10 protein-coding genes are annotated in these 15,436 nt (G+C 65.2%); 5 read left to right on the top strand and 5 right to left on the bottom strand.

Features of this window, described 5'->3' with window-relative positions:
* From glgX to treY, 3 genes are read left to right on the top strand one after another with little or no spacing between them, the layout of a single operon-like run.
* Positions 1-2,079: a glycogen debranching protein GlgX gene (gene glgX / locus ACVWY3_RS38465; RefSeq protein ID WP_456843105.1), complete on the top strand. Its 2,079-nt coding sequence runs from the start codon at positions 1-3 to the stop codon at positions 2,077-2,079.
* Positions 2,076-3,830 (top strand): malto-oligosyltrehalose trehalohydrolase, encoded by a 1,755-nt coding sequence (gene treZ, locus ACVWY3_RS38460; protein WP_456843104.1) that lies wholly within the window; start codon positions 2,076-2,078, stop codon positions 3,828-3,830. The genes glgX and treZ overlap by 4 nt, the downstream gene beginning before the upstream one ends.
* 1 nt (position 3,831) lies before the next feature.
* Positions 3,832-6,618 carry a malto-oligosyltrehalose synthase gene (treY, locus tag ACVWY3_RS38455; protein ID WP_456843103.1) on the top strand — a complete coding sequence of 929 codons (2,787 nt, stop codon included), beginning with the start codon at positions 3,832-3,834 and terminating at the stop codon, positions 6,616-6,618.
* Between the two features lie 3 nt (positions 6,619-6,621).
* On the opposite strand, the gene ACVWY3_RS38450 is transcribed toward treY, so the two are convergent.
* Positions 6,622-6,939 (bottom strand): polyhydroxyalkanoic acid system family protein, encoded by a 318-nt coding sequence (locus ACVWY3_RS38450; protein ID WP_200498563.1) that lies wholly within the window; start codon positions 6,937-6,939, stop codon positions 6,622-6,624.
* Positions 6,940-7,121: 182 nt separating this feature from the next.
* Between ACVWY3_RS38450 and ACVWY3_RS38445 the strand changes: the two genes are divergently transcribed.
* On the top strand, positions 7,122-7,286 hold the full coding sequence (locus tag ACVWY3_RS38445) for a DUF3309 family protein (protein WP_084298933.1): 165 nt from the start codon (positions 7,122-7,124) through the stop codon (positions 7,284-7,286).
* 115 nt (positions 7,287-7,401) lie between these two features.
* On the opposite strand, the gene ligD is transcribed toward ACVWY3_RS38445, so the two are convergent.
* Entirely contained in the window at positions 7,402-10,077 is a 2,676-nt protein-coding gene (gene ligD / locus ACVWY3_RS38440) for a DNA ligase D (protein ID WP_456843558.1), read from the bottom strand.
* A gap of 118 nt (positions 10,078-10,195) precedes the next feature.
* Here ligD and ku point away from each other — a divergent pair, with 118 nt between their 5' ends.
* Positions 10,196-11,080, top strand: coding sequence for a non-homologous end joining protein Ku (gene ku / locus ACVWY3_RS38435; protein ID WP_456843102.1), 885 nt, complete (start codon positions 10,196-10,198; stop codon positions 11,078-11,080).
* A gap of 170 nt (positions 11,081-11,250) precedes the next feature.
* On the opposite strand, the gene ACVWY3_RS38430 is transcribed toward ku, so the two are convergent.
* From ACVWY3_RS38430 to ACVWY3_RS38420, 3 genes are read right to left on the bottom strand one after another with little or no spacing between them, the layout of a single operon-like run.
* Positions 11,251-11,940, bottom strand: a complete 690-nt coding sequence (locus ACVWY3_RS38430) for a response regulator (protein WP_456843101.1) — start codon at positions 11,938-11,940, stop codon at positions 11,251-11,253.
* On the bottom strand, positions 11,937-14,660 hold the full coding sequence (locus tag ACVWY3_RS38425; RefSeq protein WP_456843100.1) for a DUF4118 domain-containing protein: 2,724 nt from the start codon (positions 14,658-14,660) through the stop codon (positions 11,937-11,939). The genes ACVWY3_RS38430 and ACVWY3_RS38425 overlap by 4 nt, the downstream gene beginning before the upstream one ends.
* A 40-nt stretch (positions 14,661-14,700) precedes the next feature.
* Positions 14,701-15,306 carry a K(+)-transporting ATPase subunit C gene (locus ACVWY3_RS38420; protein ID WP_456843099.1) on the bottom strand — a complete coding sequence of 202 codons (606 nt, stop codon included), beginning with the start codon at positions 15,304-15,306 and terminating at the stop codon, positions 14,701-14,703.
* Positions 15,307-15,436 lie beyond the last annotated feature (130 nt).

Genomic DNA, 15,436 nt, shown 5'->3' with positions numbered 1-15,436 from the left:
ATGCGCCTGACCGCCGGATCGCCCGCACGCCTCGGCGCAAGCTGGGACGGACGCGGCACCAATTTCGCGCTGTTCTCCGCCAACGCCCAGAAGGTCGAGCTCTGTCTGTTCGACACGCAGGGGCGGCGCGAACTCGAGCGCATCGAATTGCCCGAACGCACCGAGGACGTTTGGCACGGCTATCTCAATGATGTCTCGCCGGGGCAGCTCTACGGCTACCGCGTGCACGGCCCCTACGAGCCCGAGCACGGCCATAGATTCAATGCCAACAAGCTGCTGCTCGATCCCTATGCCAAGCGGCTTGCGGGACGGCTGGTCTGGAGCGACGCGCATTTCGCCTACCGCACCGGCTCGCCGCGCGAGGACCTCTCCTTTGACCGGCGCGACAACGCGCGCGGCATGCCCAAGGCCGTCGTGGTCGATGAGACCTTCAACTGGGGCCGCCGCGAGATCCGCCCCCACATCCCCTGGGAGGACACCATCATCTACGAGGCCCACGTCAAGGGCCTGACGCAGAAGCGCGATGATGTGCCGCCGAATTTGCGCGGCACCTATGGCGGACTGTCCTCGCCCGCCATGATCGAGCACCTGAAGAAGCTCGGCGTCACCACCATCGAGCTCTTGCCGATCCACAGCTTCGTCGATGACCGTATATTGGTCGAGAAGAAGCTTGCCAACTACTGGGGCTACAACACGCTGTCGTTCTTCGCGCCGGAGCCGCGCTACGCCCAGGACAACGCGCTCGATTCGTTCCGCACCACGGTGGCGCGGCTACACGATGCTGGCATCGAGGTGATGCTCGACGTCGTCTACAATCACACCGCCGAGGGCAATCATCTCGGCCCGACGCTGTGCTATCGCGGCATCGACAATGCCTCCTATTACTGGCTGAACCGCGAGAACCCGCGCTATTACGACGACTTCACCGGCTGCGGCTCGTCGGTGAACCTCACCCATCCGCGCGTGCTGCAAATGGTGATGGATTCGCTGCGCTACTGGGTCGAGGTGTGCCATGTCGACGGCTTCCGCTTCGATCTCGCCACCACGCTCGCGCGCGGGCCGAACGGCTACGACCGCGGCAGCTCGTTCCTGACCGCGGTCCGGCAGGATCCGGTGCTGGCGAACGTGAAGCTGGTCGCCGAGCCCTGGGACCTCGGCCTCGGCGGCTATCAGGTGGGCGCCTTCCCGTCGCAATGGTCGGAGTGGAATGATCGCTATCGCAGCGCCATGCGCCGCTACTGGAGCGGCGAAGGCAGCCTGATCGGCGACATCTCCAGCCGCATGACGGCGTCATCCGACCTGTTCAACCATGACGGCCGGCGGCCGCGCGCCAGCATCAACCACATCACCGTGCATGACGGCTTCACGCTCGCCGACCTCTTCAGCTACAACGAGAAGCACAACGAGGCCAATGGCGAGGACAATCGCGACGGCTCCAACGACAACCACAGCAACAATTGCGGTGTCGAGGGCCCGACCGATGATCCGCAAATCCTCAGCCTGCGGCGGCAGCTGCGCAAGAACGTGCTGGCCTGCCTGATGCTCGCGCAGGGCGTTCCGCTGCTGCTGGCCGGCGACGAGGTCGGCAATTCGCAATCCGGCAACAACAACGCCTATTGCCAGGACAACGAGGTGGGCTGGGTCGGCTGGGGCAATCTCGGCAAGGATGGCGAGGACATGGTCGATTTCGTCGGCCAGCTCGCCGACATCCGCCGCCGCTTCTCGCAGCTTCGCAGCCATCGCTGGCTCGACGGACGTCTTGCCGACGGCGCCTCCTACGGCGCACTGTGGCTGACGCCGGCCGGCGACGAGATGACGGAAAGCGACTGGAAGTTTCCGGAAGGGCGGTTCCTCTCTTATGTGGTGGGTCCGGTGGAACCGGGCGAGGCTGCGATCTTTATCGTTCTGAACGCCGCCCCCGAAGAGATCGCATTCAAATTGCCCGAGATCGACGAATACAAGAGCTGGCAGCAGATCCTGAACACGACGGATGCCAAGCTGAACAGCATTGATTTCCTGCCCGGTAGCGACAGCAAGGCGCCGCCGCGCTCCGTGCTCGCCTTCGCGGGGGCGCCATGAGGCCATCGTTCGGGGCGAGGCCGACGAAAGACGGCGTGTCGTTCCGCCTGTGGGCGCCCGGTGCGCGCCGCGTCGATCTGCTGCTCGAGCGACGGCACGCGATGCAGCGGCGGCAGGACGGCTGGTATGTCGCCGACATTGACGGTCTTGCCGTCGGCACTCCCTACAAGTTCAGGATCGACGATGAGATCGACGTGCCCGATCCGGCTTCAGCCTTCCAGCCTGAGGATGTGTTCGGCCCGAGCGAGGTGATCGACCACGAGGCCTTCACCTGGCGCGCGCGCGACTGGCGCGGCCGCCCCTGGGAAGAGACGGTGCTGATCGAGACCCATGTCGGCACCTTCACGGTGGAAGGCACCTACCGCGCCATGATCGACAAGCTCGATCATCTCGTCGCCACCGGCATCACCGCGATCGAGCTGATGCCGCTCGCCGATTTCGCCGGCCGTCGCGGCTGGGGCTATGACGGCGTGCTCTGGTACGCACCGGACAGCGCCTATGGCCGGCCCGAGGATCTGAAGGCGCTGATCGACGAGGCGCATCTGCGCGGGCTGATGGTGTTCCTCGACGTCGTCTACAATCATTTCGGCCCAGAGGGGAATTACCTCGGCCGCTATGCGCCCGCCTTCTTCACCGACGCGCATACGCCCTGGGGCAGCACGATCGACTATCGCGTGCCCCAGGTGCGCGCATTCGCGGTCGAGAACGCGCTGTCCTGGCTCAGCGACTACCGGTTCGACGGCTTGCGGCTGGATGCTGCCAATCACATCATGGCGGTGCCCGGCGAGCAGTCGATGCTGCAGGACCTCAGCGCCGCCGCCGGCGAGCTCGCCAAGGCCACCGGGCGGCACATCCACCTCGTGCTGGAGAACGGCGACAATCGCGCCAGCCTGCTCGATGCCGCGCAGGAGCCGCCGAACGGCAAGTATCGCGCGCAGTGGAACGACGATTATCACCACGTCTGGCACGTGATGCTGACCGGCGAGCTCAACGGCTATTACGGCGACTACCAGACGCCGCGCATGGACCTCGCGCGCGCGCTGGCGTCGGGCTTCGTCTATCAGGGCGAGATCTCGGAATTCTGGGGCAAGAAGCCGCGCGGCGAGCCGAGCGGCGAGCTGCCGCCCGCAACCTTCGTCAACTTCCTGCAGAACCACGACCAGATCGGCAACCGTCCGTTCGGCGACCGGCTCGAGAGCCTGGCCTCGCCGCAGCAGATCGAAGCCGCGCTCGCAGTGACCTTGCTGGCGCCGATGGTGCCGATGCTGTTCCAGGGCGAGGAATGGGGCTCGACCGTGCCGTTCCCGTTCTTCTGCGACTTCAATGGCGGCCTCGCCGACGCCGTGCGCAAGGGCCGCAAGCAGGAATATGCCTGGGCTTACGAGAAATACGGCGACGAGGTGCCCGACCCGCTCGATCCGGCCACACTGCAATCGGCTGTGCTCGACTGGACAGGCCGCACGCCGGAGCAGGACAAGCGGCTCGCGCTGGTCCGCGACTTGCTCATGCTCCGCCGCAAGGAGATCGCGCCGCGGCTGAAGGGGGCGCGCTTCGGCGATGCAGAGGCTGCCGACAACGGCCTGCTCACCGCGCATTGGCGGATGGGCGACGGCACGACGCTGCGTCTCATCGCCAATCTCTCGGACAAGGACATCACGCACTCTGACAGCAATGCCGGCACGCCGATCTGGGGCAATGCTGCCGGCGAGCGGCTCCCGCCCTGGTCGGTGGTCTGGCGCATCGGAGGTTGACATGCCTCCCGCCGTTCCGCTCGCGACCTATCGGCTTCAGCTCACCGCGGATTTCGACTTCGACAAGGCTGCCGCAGTGGTGCCATATCTCAAGGCGCTGGGGATCACGCATCTCTACGCTTCGCCGGTGATGAAGGCGCGCAAGGGCTCGACCCATGGCTACGACACCGTCGATCACAGCCAGTTCAATCCCGAGCTTGGGGGCGAAGCCGGTTTTGCGCGGCTGAGCGATGCGCTGAAGCAGCACGACCTCGGCCTCATCATCGATTTCGTGCCGAACCATGTCGGCGTGCACTTTGCCGACAATCCCTGGTGGCTGGACGTGCTGGAATGGGGCCAGGCTTCGCCGCACGCGGTGTCCTTCGACATCGACTGGGATCAATTGGCCTACCGTGCCCGCGGCGGCGTGCTGCTGCCGATCCTCGGCGCGTCCTACGGCGAGGCGCTGGAGCGCGGCGAGATCGAGCTGCGCTACGATCCGGACGAGGGCAGTTTTTCCGCCTGGTATTTCGAGCATCGTCTGCCGATCGCGCCGGAGCGCTATGGCGAAATGCTGCGCGTGATCGTAAAGGAGGCGGACGCCGCCGATACCGTAGCCGGCAAGCGTCTCCTCTCGCTCGCCGCGCGCTACACGGGCTTGCGTCGTCCGAATCGCAAGGAAGCTCCTGGCTTCAAGGCGGAGCTGAGAGATATCGCAGGCGCCGCCGACATCATCACCCACGGCCTCGCGGCCTATCGCGCGGCAAAAGATCGCCCGGCGCAGACGCTGGCGCTGCATCATCTTTTGGAGCGCCAGCATTACAAGCTCGGGCACTGGCGGCTCGCCTCCAGCGACATCAACTATCGCCGCTTCTTCGACGTCAACGGGCTCGCGGGCCTGCGCGTCGAAGACCCCGGGACCTTCGCCGCCGCGCACCGGCTGGTGAAGCAGCTCGTTGCCGGGGGCGGGCTGCAAGGCATCCGGCTCGATCACATCGATGGCCTGCGCGATCCCGCGCAATATTGCCAGCGGCTGCGCCGGCTGGTGCGCGACGCACAGGGCAACACAAAGCCGTTCTACACCGTGATCGAGAAAATCCTGTGCGAGCACGAGAAGCTGCCGCACTTCGCCGGCGTGCAGGGTACGACCGGCTATGAGTGGATGAATGCGATCACGCACGTCCTCGTCGATGCCAAGGGGCTGGAGGCGCTGGACGAGACCTGGCGGCAGATCAGCAACCGGCCGCCGCGGCTTGCGCCTTACGTCAAGGATGCCAAGCGGCGCGTCCTGGAGACGCTGCTGACCTCCGAATTCACCGTGCTGACGCGCCTGCTCGCGCGCATCGCCAACGGCCATTACTCGACCCGCGATTTTTCCGCCGACAGCCTGCGGCAGGCGCTCGAGCTCTATGTGCTGCATTTCCCCGTCTACCGTACCTATCTCACACACAGCGGCCCGACCGCACTCGACCGCAAGCTGATCGACGAAACCATCGCGCGCGCCCGCGGCGAATGGTTCGCCGCCGACGAGGGCATTTTCGACTTCCTGCGCGATGCCCTGACCATGGACCTGCTCAAGCCCGGGCGCCCGCCGCACAGCGCCCCGCGCGTGCGCCGCTTCGCGCTGAAGGTGCAGCAGTTCACCGGGCCGATGATGGCGAAGTCGCTGGAGGACACCGCGTTCTACCAGTTCCACCGGCTGCTCGCGCTGAACGAAGTCGGCGGCGATCCCGCGAGCACTGGTCTCACCATTGCCGCCTTCCACGAGGCGATGAAGGCGCGCGCCAGGGAGTGGCCGCAGGGGATGACGGCAACCGCGACCCACGACACCAAGCGTGGCGAGGATGCCCGGGCGCGGATCGCGGCGCTCAGCGAGATCCCGGGCGAATGGACCAGCGCGGTGTCGCGCTGGAAGGTGCTCAACGCGCCACATCTTGCGCTCCACGGCAATCTGCGCGCGCCGTCGGCGACGTTCGAATACATGCTCTACCAGACCCTGCTCGGAGCCTGGCCGCTTCAAGAGCCGCTTGATGCCGGCTTCATCGAGCGCATCCAGGCTTACGCGCTGAAGGCGGCACGCGAGGGCAAGGAGGAGACCAGCTGGCTCAATCCGCATGAGGCCTATGAGAACGGCATCCAAAGCTTCATCGCAAAGATCCTCGATCCCGCGCTGTCGGGCGAATTCCTGGAGGCGCTGCAGACCCTCGCCCGCCGCGTCGCGCTGCTCGGCGCGTTGAACGGGCTGAGCCAGCTCACGCTGAAGGCGACGCTGCCCGGTGTGCCCGATTTCTACCAGGGCACCGAATTCTGGGACCTTTCGCTGGTCGATCCCGACAACCGCCGCCCCGTGGATTTTTCCGCGCGGCATGCCGCGCTGGGCGATCTCGACAATCCGGATTGGCGCGGCCTGATCAAGAGCTGGCCGGACGGCCGGCTCAAGCTGGCCTGGACGCGACATCTGCTCAAGCTGCGCAACGAGTTCGCCGAGGCCTTCGTGCAGGGCGACTACCAGCCGCTGGAGGTGCGCGGCGCGCACGCAGATCATGTCATCGCGTTCGCCCGACGATACGGCCGGGCCGCGATGATCGTCGTGGTTGGACGACAGTTCGCCGCTTTCACGCGGGCCGGCCGGGAGTGGCCCGCATTCGAAACGCTTGACGCAACCGTGGACCTCGACGGCTACACCGTGCCCGGTTTTGCCGGCCATGAATTGCCGCTTGCGCAGCCTTTCAGCGACTTCCCCGCATCGGTCGTCGTGGCCAGCGCAGCGAGCACCATCAGGCCCGCACGACAGCGCATGCGCGCCTGAAACTCACTTCCCGCCATCCTTGGTCAGCAGCAGTTGGCCGCGCTTCTTGATCGTCGCCTGCGCCATCTCGGCGAAGCGCTGCAGCAGCCAGGGCAGCACCACCTCGACCTTGACGTGATCATCGGCAACATCGACCTGTCCGGTTGCGATCTGCCCGAGCGCGCGGATGCGGAAGGCCAGAGTGTCGCCGCTCCAGCGCTCCTCCTCGACCTGCATCACGGGAATGCTGGCGGCCGCGCGGCCGAGGCCGCTCTTGAGCCGGCGTACCGCCTCCTCCCGGCCGAGACGATGCGGAATGGAAACGACGAGCGGTGCTGACATGGCCGTGCCCTGTGCTGACTGGTCTCACTTAGTCATGCCGGCCGAACCAACAAAGGTTCCATGCAAGATGGTGGTTCGGCCGTGTTTCAATGTGGGAACTATAAAACCTGCGGCAAGTTGCCATTCGCATAACGGGACAGGTTGCAAACGACCCTTTCAGTAAAGGGCTGGAGGAGATTCGCATGTCTATCGGGACGATCATTCTGATCATTCTTGTCATCGCCCTGCTCGGCGGCTTCAGCGGCATCGGCGGCGGCCCGTTCTACGGCACCGGCTATTACGGCGGCGGCGGCCTCGGGCTCGTCATTATCATCCTGCTGATCCTGCTCCTGATGGGGCGGATCTAGCGACACAGCCGTCATTCCGGGGCCCGCGCAAGCGCGAACCCGGAATCTTGCGCCACAAACCTCTGGATTCCGGGTCTGTGCTTCGCGCAGCCCGGAATGACGTCCTTGAAAGGACCTACTTCACCTTCGCCGCCAGCTTCTTCATCGCGGACTTGATCGACGCCGCCGCATCGTCATAACCCTCCCACGCCTTCGAGCGCGGCAGCAGGCCGGGCACGCTGCGCAACGTATATTTCTTCGGATCGAGATCGCTCTTCACCTGCGACCAGCTCAGCGGCATCGACACCGTGGCACCGGCGCGGGCACGCGGCGACAGCGGGGCGACCGCCGTCGACATCCGGTCGTTGCGCAGATAATCGAGGAAGATCTTTCCCTTGCGCAGCTTCTTCGACATGTTGAGCAGATAGCGCTCGGGATCGTCGTCGGCCATCCACCGGCAGACGCCTTGCGCAAACGCCTTGGCTTCCTTCCAGCTCACCTTGTCGCGCGCGCCGTGGAGCAGCGGCACCACCACATGCAGGCCCTTGCCGCCGGTGGTCTTGCAGAAGCTGTCCATGCCGATGTCGATCAGCCGCTGCCGCATCTCCTTGGCAGCCTCGACGACGTCGGCGAAATCGACGTCCGGTGCCGGATCGAGATCGAACACCAGCCGGCCCGGCGTGTCATAGGCATAGGGCGCGCAATTCCAGGGATGCAGCTCGACGCCGCCGATCTGCGCCACGGCCGCGAGCCCCTCGATGCGATCGATCTGCAAGTATGGCTTGCGGTCCCCCGAGACGCGCGCGAGCTCCAGCAGGTTCGACGTCCCCTGCATGGCGTGGCGCTGGAAGAAACACTCGCCCCTGATACCGTCGGGGGCGCGGATCAGCGAGCAGGGTCGGCCCTTGAGATGCACGATCATCCACTCGCCGACCGCTTCGAGATAGCGCGCGAGATCCAGCTTGGTGACGGGCTCGCCCTCGCCATCGTCCGGCCACAGCTCCTTGTCGGGTTTGGAGATGACGACACCCATGACCTCCGCAGTGCCGGCGTCCTTCTTTCTGGACGTCGGCGTGGCGCGCTTTCTCGCCGAAGGCTTTGCCAGCTCGGTGTCGACGGGCGTTTCCGCCTCGACCTCCTCGGCCGGCTTGTCCTGGCGCAGCCCCTTGAACGCGGCCTGGCGGATGTTACCGTCAGCGGTGAAGCCGGCAAACTCGATCTCGGCGACGAGCTCGGGCTTCAGCCAGTGCACGTCGCGCGTCTTCTTCGGCGCGTTCTTGCCGCCGAACGGACTCTCCTTGGCCTCCATTGCCTTCAGCGACGGCATGATGCGCTTGACCTTGTCGGCGCCGAACCCGGTGCCGACCATGCCGACGAAAGCGAGATGATCGCCGCGATGCACGCCGGCCATCAACGAGCGGAACTTGCCGTCGGTGGTCTTGTAGCCGCCGATCACGACCTCGTGGCCGGCGCGGCATTTGGCCTTGGTCCAGCTCTCGGTGCGTCCCGAGCGATAGGGCGCGTCGAGCTTCTTCGAGACCACACCTTCGAGCTCGAGCTTGCAGGCCGATTGCAGCACGGCATCACCGCCGCTCTCGAAATGCTCGACATAGCGGATCTGGCTCGACTTCCGCTTGCGCGCTTCCAGCAGCTCTTTCAGTCGGGCCTTGCGCTCGCTGAGCGGCAGGCGGCGATAGTCCTGGTTCTCCGCGAAGAGGAGATCGAAGGCGAAGAAGATCAGATCTTCGGTCTTGCCGTCCGACAGCGCGGCCTGGAGCGAGGAAAAATTCGGCGCGCCGTTATGGTCGAGGGCGATGATTTCGCCATCGATCATGACGTCCGGCAGCACGCCTGCCTCCTTCGCGATCGAGGCAAACTTGTCGGTCCAGTCCAGGCCCTTGCGCGTCTTCAGCGTCGCCGTGCCGTCCTCGACCCGGAGCTGCACGCGATAGCCGTCGAACTTGATCTCGTGGCACCAGCCGTCGCCGGCCGGCGGACGCTCGACTGAGGTGCAGAGCTGCGGCGGGACGAAATCCGGCATCTCCGCGACCTCCCTGGCGTTCGTCGCGGTTGTGGCTTTTTTCTTCGCGGTCTTTGCAGTCTTGCCCATTTGCAACGCGGCGCGCGGCGCGGGCTTGATCGTCTTCCCCTTCGTCTCCTCGGCGCGGTTGGACTGCCAGACCGCATTGGCCTTGCCCCTGGCGCCCTTCGCCAGCATGAACGGCTTTGGCGCGCGGCCCTTGCCTTCGGCGATCTGGTCCATCGTGCGACCGGAGGCGACTGATCTGTCCTGATCGAGAATGTCGTTATCCGCGCCCTCTCGGACATATTCGTCGCGATGCTTGATCAGGAGCCAGTTGGTGCGCTTTTCACCGCCGCGATTGCGCATGCGCACCAGCACCCAGCTGCCATGCAGCTTGTCGCCATGCAGGGTGAATTTGAGATCGCCCTTCCTAAAGCCGGCGTCCGGATCGTCCGATTCCCATGTGCCGCGGTCCCACAGCATCACCGTCCCGCCGCCATACTGGCCTTCCGGAATCGTGCCTTCGAAATCGCCATAGTCGAGCGGATGGTCCTCGACCTCGACCGCCAGCCGCTTGTCGTGAGGATCGAGCGATGGCCCTTTGGTCACCGCCCAGGACTTGAAGACGCCGTCGAACTCGAGCCTGAGATCGTAGTGCAGCCGTGTTGCGTCATGCTTCTGGATCACGAAACGTCGCTGTTCGGACGGCGCCACAGCGGTCTTGCCCGAGGGCTCCGGCGTCTTTCCGAAATCTCGCTTTTTCCGGTAAGTGGAGAGTTTTTGCAGCACGACCGGTCCCGCTTCTCTTGTCAGAGTCAAAGTCTATCACGGCGAAAGTCCTGCCCGGAACCAAAACCCTGGCGGACGGTTGGGGTTCCAAAACGCCTTGGAATCGCTGGAGAATGGAATGGCCCCACGCGCCTATTGGAAGGGAACGTTGAAGCTGTCGCTGGTCAGCTGCCCGGTCGTGCTCTACCCCGCGACAACAGCCGCCGAGAAGACGCGGTTTCACATGATCAATCGCGAGACCGGCAACCGGCTCAAGCAGCAGATGATTGATTCCGAGACCGGTGAGGTCGTCGAGAGCGACCAGAAGGCCCGCGGCTACGAGCTGCGCAAGGGCAAATATGTCGAGATCGAACCGGAGGAGCTCGAAGCCGTCCAGATCGAGAGCAACCACACCATCGACATCGACAGTTTCGTGCCGCGCGAGGAGATCGATCAGCGCTATCTCAACCATCCCTATTACATCGCGCCCGACGGCAAGGCGGCGGTCGACGCCTTTGCCGTGATCCGCGATGCCATGAAGGACCAGGAGCGCGTCGCGCTCGCCAAGATCGTGCTCACCAACCGCGAGCACATCATGGCGATCGAGCCGCTCGGCAAGGGCCTGCTCGGCACCACGCTGCGCTTCCCTTACGAGCTGCGCGACGAGGGCGAGTTCTTTGGCGACATCAAGAGCCCGAAGGTCACCAAGGACATGGTTGAGCTCGCCGGGCACATCCTCCACACCAAGGCGGCGCATTTCGATCCCAGTGAGTTCAAGGACGAGTACGAGACCGCATTGAAGGCGCTGGTCAAGCGCAAGGCGAGCGGCAAGAAGATCGAGCTGCCGGAGCCCGAGGAACGGCCGAGCAACGTCATCAGCCTGATGGATGCGCTGAAACAGAGCCTGAAGGGGCGCGGCGGGAAGAAGACGGCGGCGAAGTCGCACCCACGGCGGGCGACCGGGCGGCAACGCAGCGCACGGAAGACGCATCGGACGACGGCAAGGCACCGGAAGGCGGGCTGATTTGCTCCGTCATTGCGGAAGCAGGCGCGCGCCACAAGCTCCGCCGTCATGCCAGGGCTTGACCCGGGCATCCACGCGCGTCCTCGCATGCCGATAGACGTGGATGGCCGGGACGAGCCCGGCCATGACGAGTTTGCCTCAAACCAGCACTCGATGCCGCCGAGCTACGCTTAATCCCCCGCCTTGAGCCGATACCCGATCCCCGTCTCGGTCAACACATATTGCGGGCGCTCCGGATCGGCTTCGATCTTTTGGCGGAGCTGACGGACATAGACGCGCAGATATTGCGCATCGGTCAGCTCGTCCCAGAGCTCCTTGAGCAGGAAACGGTGGGTCAGCACCTTGCCCGCGTGCTGGACCAGCACCCGCAGGAGATCATATTCCTTCGGCGACAGCTTCACGTCACGCTCGCCGACCTTGACGATGCGGCGGACGAGATCGACGGAGAGATCGCCGGTGCGGAAGATTGGGCGCTCGCCCTGCGCCTGGAGCTGATGCCGCAGCGCGGCGCGCAGGCGCGCCAGCAGCTCGTCCATGCCGAAGGGCTTCGTGAGGTAATCGTCGGCGCCGAGATCGAGCGCCTGCACCTTGCCGGCCTCGTCGCCCCGGCTCGACAGCACCACGATCGGCACGGCCTCGCTGCGGGCGCGGATGGTGCGCAAGAGCTCGTGGCCCTGGATGTCGGGCAGGCCGAGATCGAGGATGATCAGCGCCGGCTCCTCCGTGAGCTTCTCCAGCGCCATCTTGCCGTTCGTGGCTTCCAGGATCTCATAGCCCTGCGTCGCGAGGCCCATCCGCAGCAATTTGCGGATCGGCGGCTCGTCGTCGATGACCAGGACCTTGATCGGGGCGGCGCTCATGCGGCGGTATCCAATGCGCGGGTCTGTGCCGGGACAGGCAAGTGGATGGTGAGCACGGCGCCGCTGCGATCGCTGCGGTTGGCGGCCGAGATCGTGCCGCGCATCGCCTCGACGAAGCCGCGGGAGATGGCAAGGCCAAGCCCTGTGCCGGGCCGAACATGATCACCCTTCTGCACGCGATAAAACTTGTCGAACACACTCTCGAGCTCGCCGGGCGGGATGCCACCGCCCTCGTCGGCGACCTCCAACACCACTTGATCATGCTCGCGCCGGCTCTTGATCGAGATTGTGGTTTCCGGCGGCGAATATTTGGCGGCATTATCGAGCAAATTGAACAACACTTGCTCAAACAGCACGGCATCCAGCTCGAGCATGGGCAAATCGGCGGCCAGCACCAGCTCCACCTTGTGGGCGGTCAATATCTTGCTCGCGCGCCTGAGCGCGCTGCCGACGATCTCGCCGAGATCGTGCAATGCAGTGTTCGGCACGATGGCGCCAGACTCGAGCTTGGTCATATCGAGCAGGTTGGCGATGAAGCGGTTGAGCCGCTCGGATTCGTCGATCACGGTCGCGAGCAAATCGCGCTTCTCGGTGTCGGACAGCGCGCCGGCGAGATCGCGCATGGTCGAGGCCGCGCCCAGCACGGAGGCGAGCGGCGTCTTCAAATCGTGCGAGATCGATGTCAGGAGCGCGGAGCGCAAGCGCTCGGACTCGACGGTGCGCCTGACGCGGTCCATGTCCTCGACCAGCAGCACGCGCTCGATCGCGAGCGCGCCCTGGTCGACCAGTGCATCCAACAGCCGGCGCTGGTCCGGCGTCAGCAGCGGGCCGGTGCGATCGTTGTCGATGCCGATGACCCCGATCGGACCGCGCCCGGTGCGCATCGGCAGGAACAGCCGCTTGGCGCCCGGCAATGTGTCCGAGCCGCGGCCTGCCGGGCGATCATTGCTCCAGGCCCAGTTGGCGGCGGCGAGGTCGGCCTGGTCGAGCTGGTCCTCTGGCGGATAGCCTGACTTCACCGTGAGCAGGCCGTCCTCCGGCAACAGCAGCACGACGCGGACCTTCAGCATCAGCGCGATCTGATAAGCCGTTGCCCACAGCACGTCGTCGAGCGTGGCCGTGCCGGCGAGCTTGCGGCTGAAGGCATAGAGCTGCTCGGTGGTCCTGATGCGGCCGATCGCGGTATCGGCCTGCGTACGCACCCGTCCCGCGACGTTCGAGACCACGAACGCAATCAGCATGAAGAAGAAGAAGGCCGCGACATTGGTTGGATCGGTGATGGTGAAGGTGTAGACCGGCGGAAGGAAAAAGAAGTTATAGGCCAGCGACGCCGCGATGCTCGCAAGCAGCGACGGCCACAGCCCGTAGCGCACGGCGACGGCCACCACCGCCGTGAGGAACATCAGGTCGACGTTCTCGACACCGAAATACGGCTTGATGACCACCGCTGCGGCGAGGCCAAGCGCGGTAATCCCGAGCGCCTTCAGATAGGGACGCGCGTCGAACGGCTCCGAGCGCGCCGCGGTCTGCACCGCAGTCTTCGGTGGCGGCTCACTCGCGAGCTCATCGCCCGGAATGACGTGGACACTGATATTGCCGGCCCGGCGCACCAGATCATGCACGACGGAGCCGCGCGTGATCTCGAACCAGCGCGAGCGCGTGGATTTGCCGATCACGATCTGGGTGACGTTGTTGCCTTGCGCAAAATTGACGACATCGTCGGCGATGCGGCGGCCGACGGCTGGAATGGTCAGTGCCTCGCCGCCGAGCGATTCCGCGAGTCGCAGCGTATCGGCGAGCCGGTCGCGCTCCTCGTCGGACAATTGCAGGGACCGCCGCGTCTCGATCGAAACCGCGGTGAACGGTGCATGCAGCCGGTCGGCCAGCCGCTTGGTGTAGCGCACGAGGCCGGCCGCGCGCGGATCCTCGCTGACGCAGACGAGGATGCGCTCGCCCGCGGCCCAGGGGCCGGCGATGGCGTTCGCCTGCATATGGTTGAGCAGCTGCTCGTCGACCCGTTCGGCGGTGCGCCGCAACGCGAGCTCGCGCAGCGCGGTCAAATTGCCAGGCGAGAAATAGTGCTCCAGCGCCCGCTCGGCTTGCTTGGGGACGTAGACCTTGCCCTCCTTCAGGCGCTGGATCAGGTCGTCCGGGGTGAGATCGATCAGCTCGATCGCATCGGCGCGGTCGAAGATGGAATCCGGCACGGTCTCGCGCACGCGGACATGCGTGATCTGGGCGACGACGTCGTTCAGGCTCTCGATGTGCTGGATGTTGACGGCGGTGTAGACGTCAATGCCGTGCGAGAGCAGCTCCTCGACGTCGAGATGGCGCTTGGGATGACGGCTGCCTGCGGCATTGGTATGGGCGAGCTCGTCGACCAGCGCGATTTGCGGGCGGCGCGCGATCACGGCGTCGAGATCCATCTCCTCGACCGTCTGGCCGCGGTAATCGAGCCGCTTGCGCGGGACGACCTCGAGGTCGCGCACCAGGGCCTCGGTCTCGGCGCGGCCATGGGTCTCGACGAAGCCGACCACGACGTCGATGCCGGCCTTGCGCCGGGCATGGGCGCTTTGCAGCATCTCGTAGGTCTTGCCGACGCCGGGAGCGGCACCGACGAAGATCTTCAGCTTGCCGCTCGCGCTCTCCTCCCGCCGCGCTGCCTCCAGCAGCGCCTCGGGCGAGGGACGTTGTTCGGAATCGCGGCGCTCTCGGACCATCAGGGCAATATAATCATCCTGATGCCACGGGCATAGACTGCTACTTCGCCGTCGCGCGATCGAGTGCGAGGTTCAGCGCGAGAACGTTAACCCGGGGTTCGCCGAGCAGGCCGAGCAGGCGGCCCTGGGTGTTGGCGGACACGAGCTGCTTGAGCTGGTCTTCCGGCATATTCCTGGCCTTGGCGACGCGCGGCACCTGGAATTGCGCGGCCTCGGGCGAGATGTCGGGATCGAGGCCGCTGGCCGAGGTCGTAACCAGATCGACCGGCACGGCGGCATTCGGATTCTCCGCCTTGAGCTTGTCGACATCCTCCTTCATCCGGTCGGCCAGCGCCTTGCTGGTCGGGCCGAGGTTGGAGCCGCCGGAGTTGGCGGCGTTGTAGGGCGCGGGGACCGTCTTGGTCGAATCATTGGGGTCCGGCGCCAGCGTCGCCGAAGGGCGGCCGTGGAAATATTGGTCGTCCCTAAACTCCTGCCCGATCAGGGCGGAGCCGATCACCTTGCCGTCCTTCTCGATAAGGCTTCCGTTCGCCTGCGCGGGGAAGATAGCGCCGGCAATGGCGGTCATCGCGAGCGGATAGGCCAGACCCGTGATGGCGGTGAGCACCAGCAACAGGACGATCGCGGGGCGGATTTCTCTGAGCATGTGATTTCTCCGATTACGTTCGTCATTGCGAGCGAACCATCCCTGCCGTCGTTCCTGGGCGATGCGCAGCATCGAACCTGGTGCGCACTTGCGCACCTGAGAACCTCGAGATTTCGGGTTCGCCTCTCCG

This window comes from Bradyrhizobium sp. USDA 4486, assembly GCF_054057995.1.
The sequence above is the reverse complement of the archived record's forward strand: the minus strand, read 5'-3'. Positions and strand labels throughout refer to the sequence as shown.

Excerpts from the sequence above, each read along its gene's own strand:
- glgX (WP_456843105.1), top strand. The coding sequence starts at position 1 with ATGCGCCTGACCGCCGGATCGCCCGCACGCCTCGGCGCAAGCTGGGAC.
- treZ (WP_456843104.1), top strand. The coding sequence starts at position 2,076 with ATGAGGCCATCGTTCGGGGCGAGGCCGACGAAAGACGGCGTGTCGTTC.
- treY (WP_456843103.1), top strand. The coding sequence starts at position 3,832 with ATGCCTCCCGCCGTTCCGCTCGCGACCTATCGGCTTCAGCTCACCGCG.
- ACVWY3_RS38450 (WP_200498563.1), bottom strand. The coding sequence starts at position 6,939 with ATGTCAGCACCGCTCGTCGTTTCCATTCCGCATCGTCTCGGCCGGGAG.
- ACVWY3_RS38445 (WP_084298933.1), top strand. The coding sequence starts at position 7,122 with ATGTCTATCGGGACGATCATTCTGATCATTCTTGTCATCGCCCTGCTC.
- ku (WP_456843102.1), top strand. The coding sequence starts at position 10,196 with ATGGCCCCACGCGCCTATTGGAAGGGAACGTTGAAGCTGTCGCTGGTC.
- ACVWY3_RS38430 (WP_456843101.1), bottom strand. The coding sequence starts at position 11,940 with ATGAGCGCCGCCCCGATCAAGGTCCTGGTCATCGACGACGAGCCGCCG.
- ACVWY3_RS38425 (WP_456843100.1), bottom strand. The coding sequence starts at position 14,660 with ATGGTCCGAGAGCGCCGCGATTCCGAACAACGTCCCTCGCCCGAGGCG.
- ACVWY3_RS38420 (WP_456843099.1), bottom strand. The coding sequence starts at position 15,306 with ATGCTCAGAGAAATCCGCCCCGCGATCGTCCTGTTGCTGGTGCTCACC.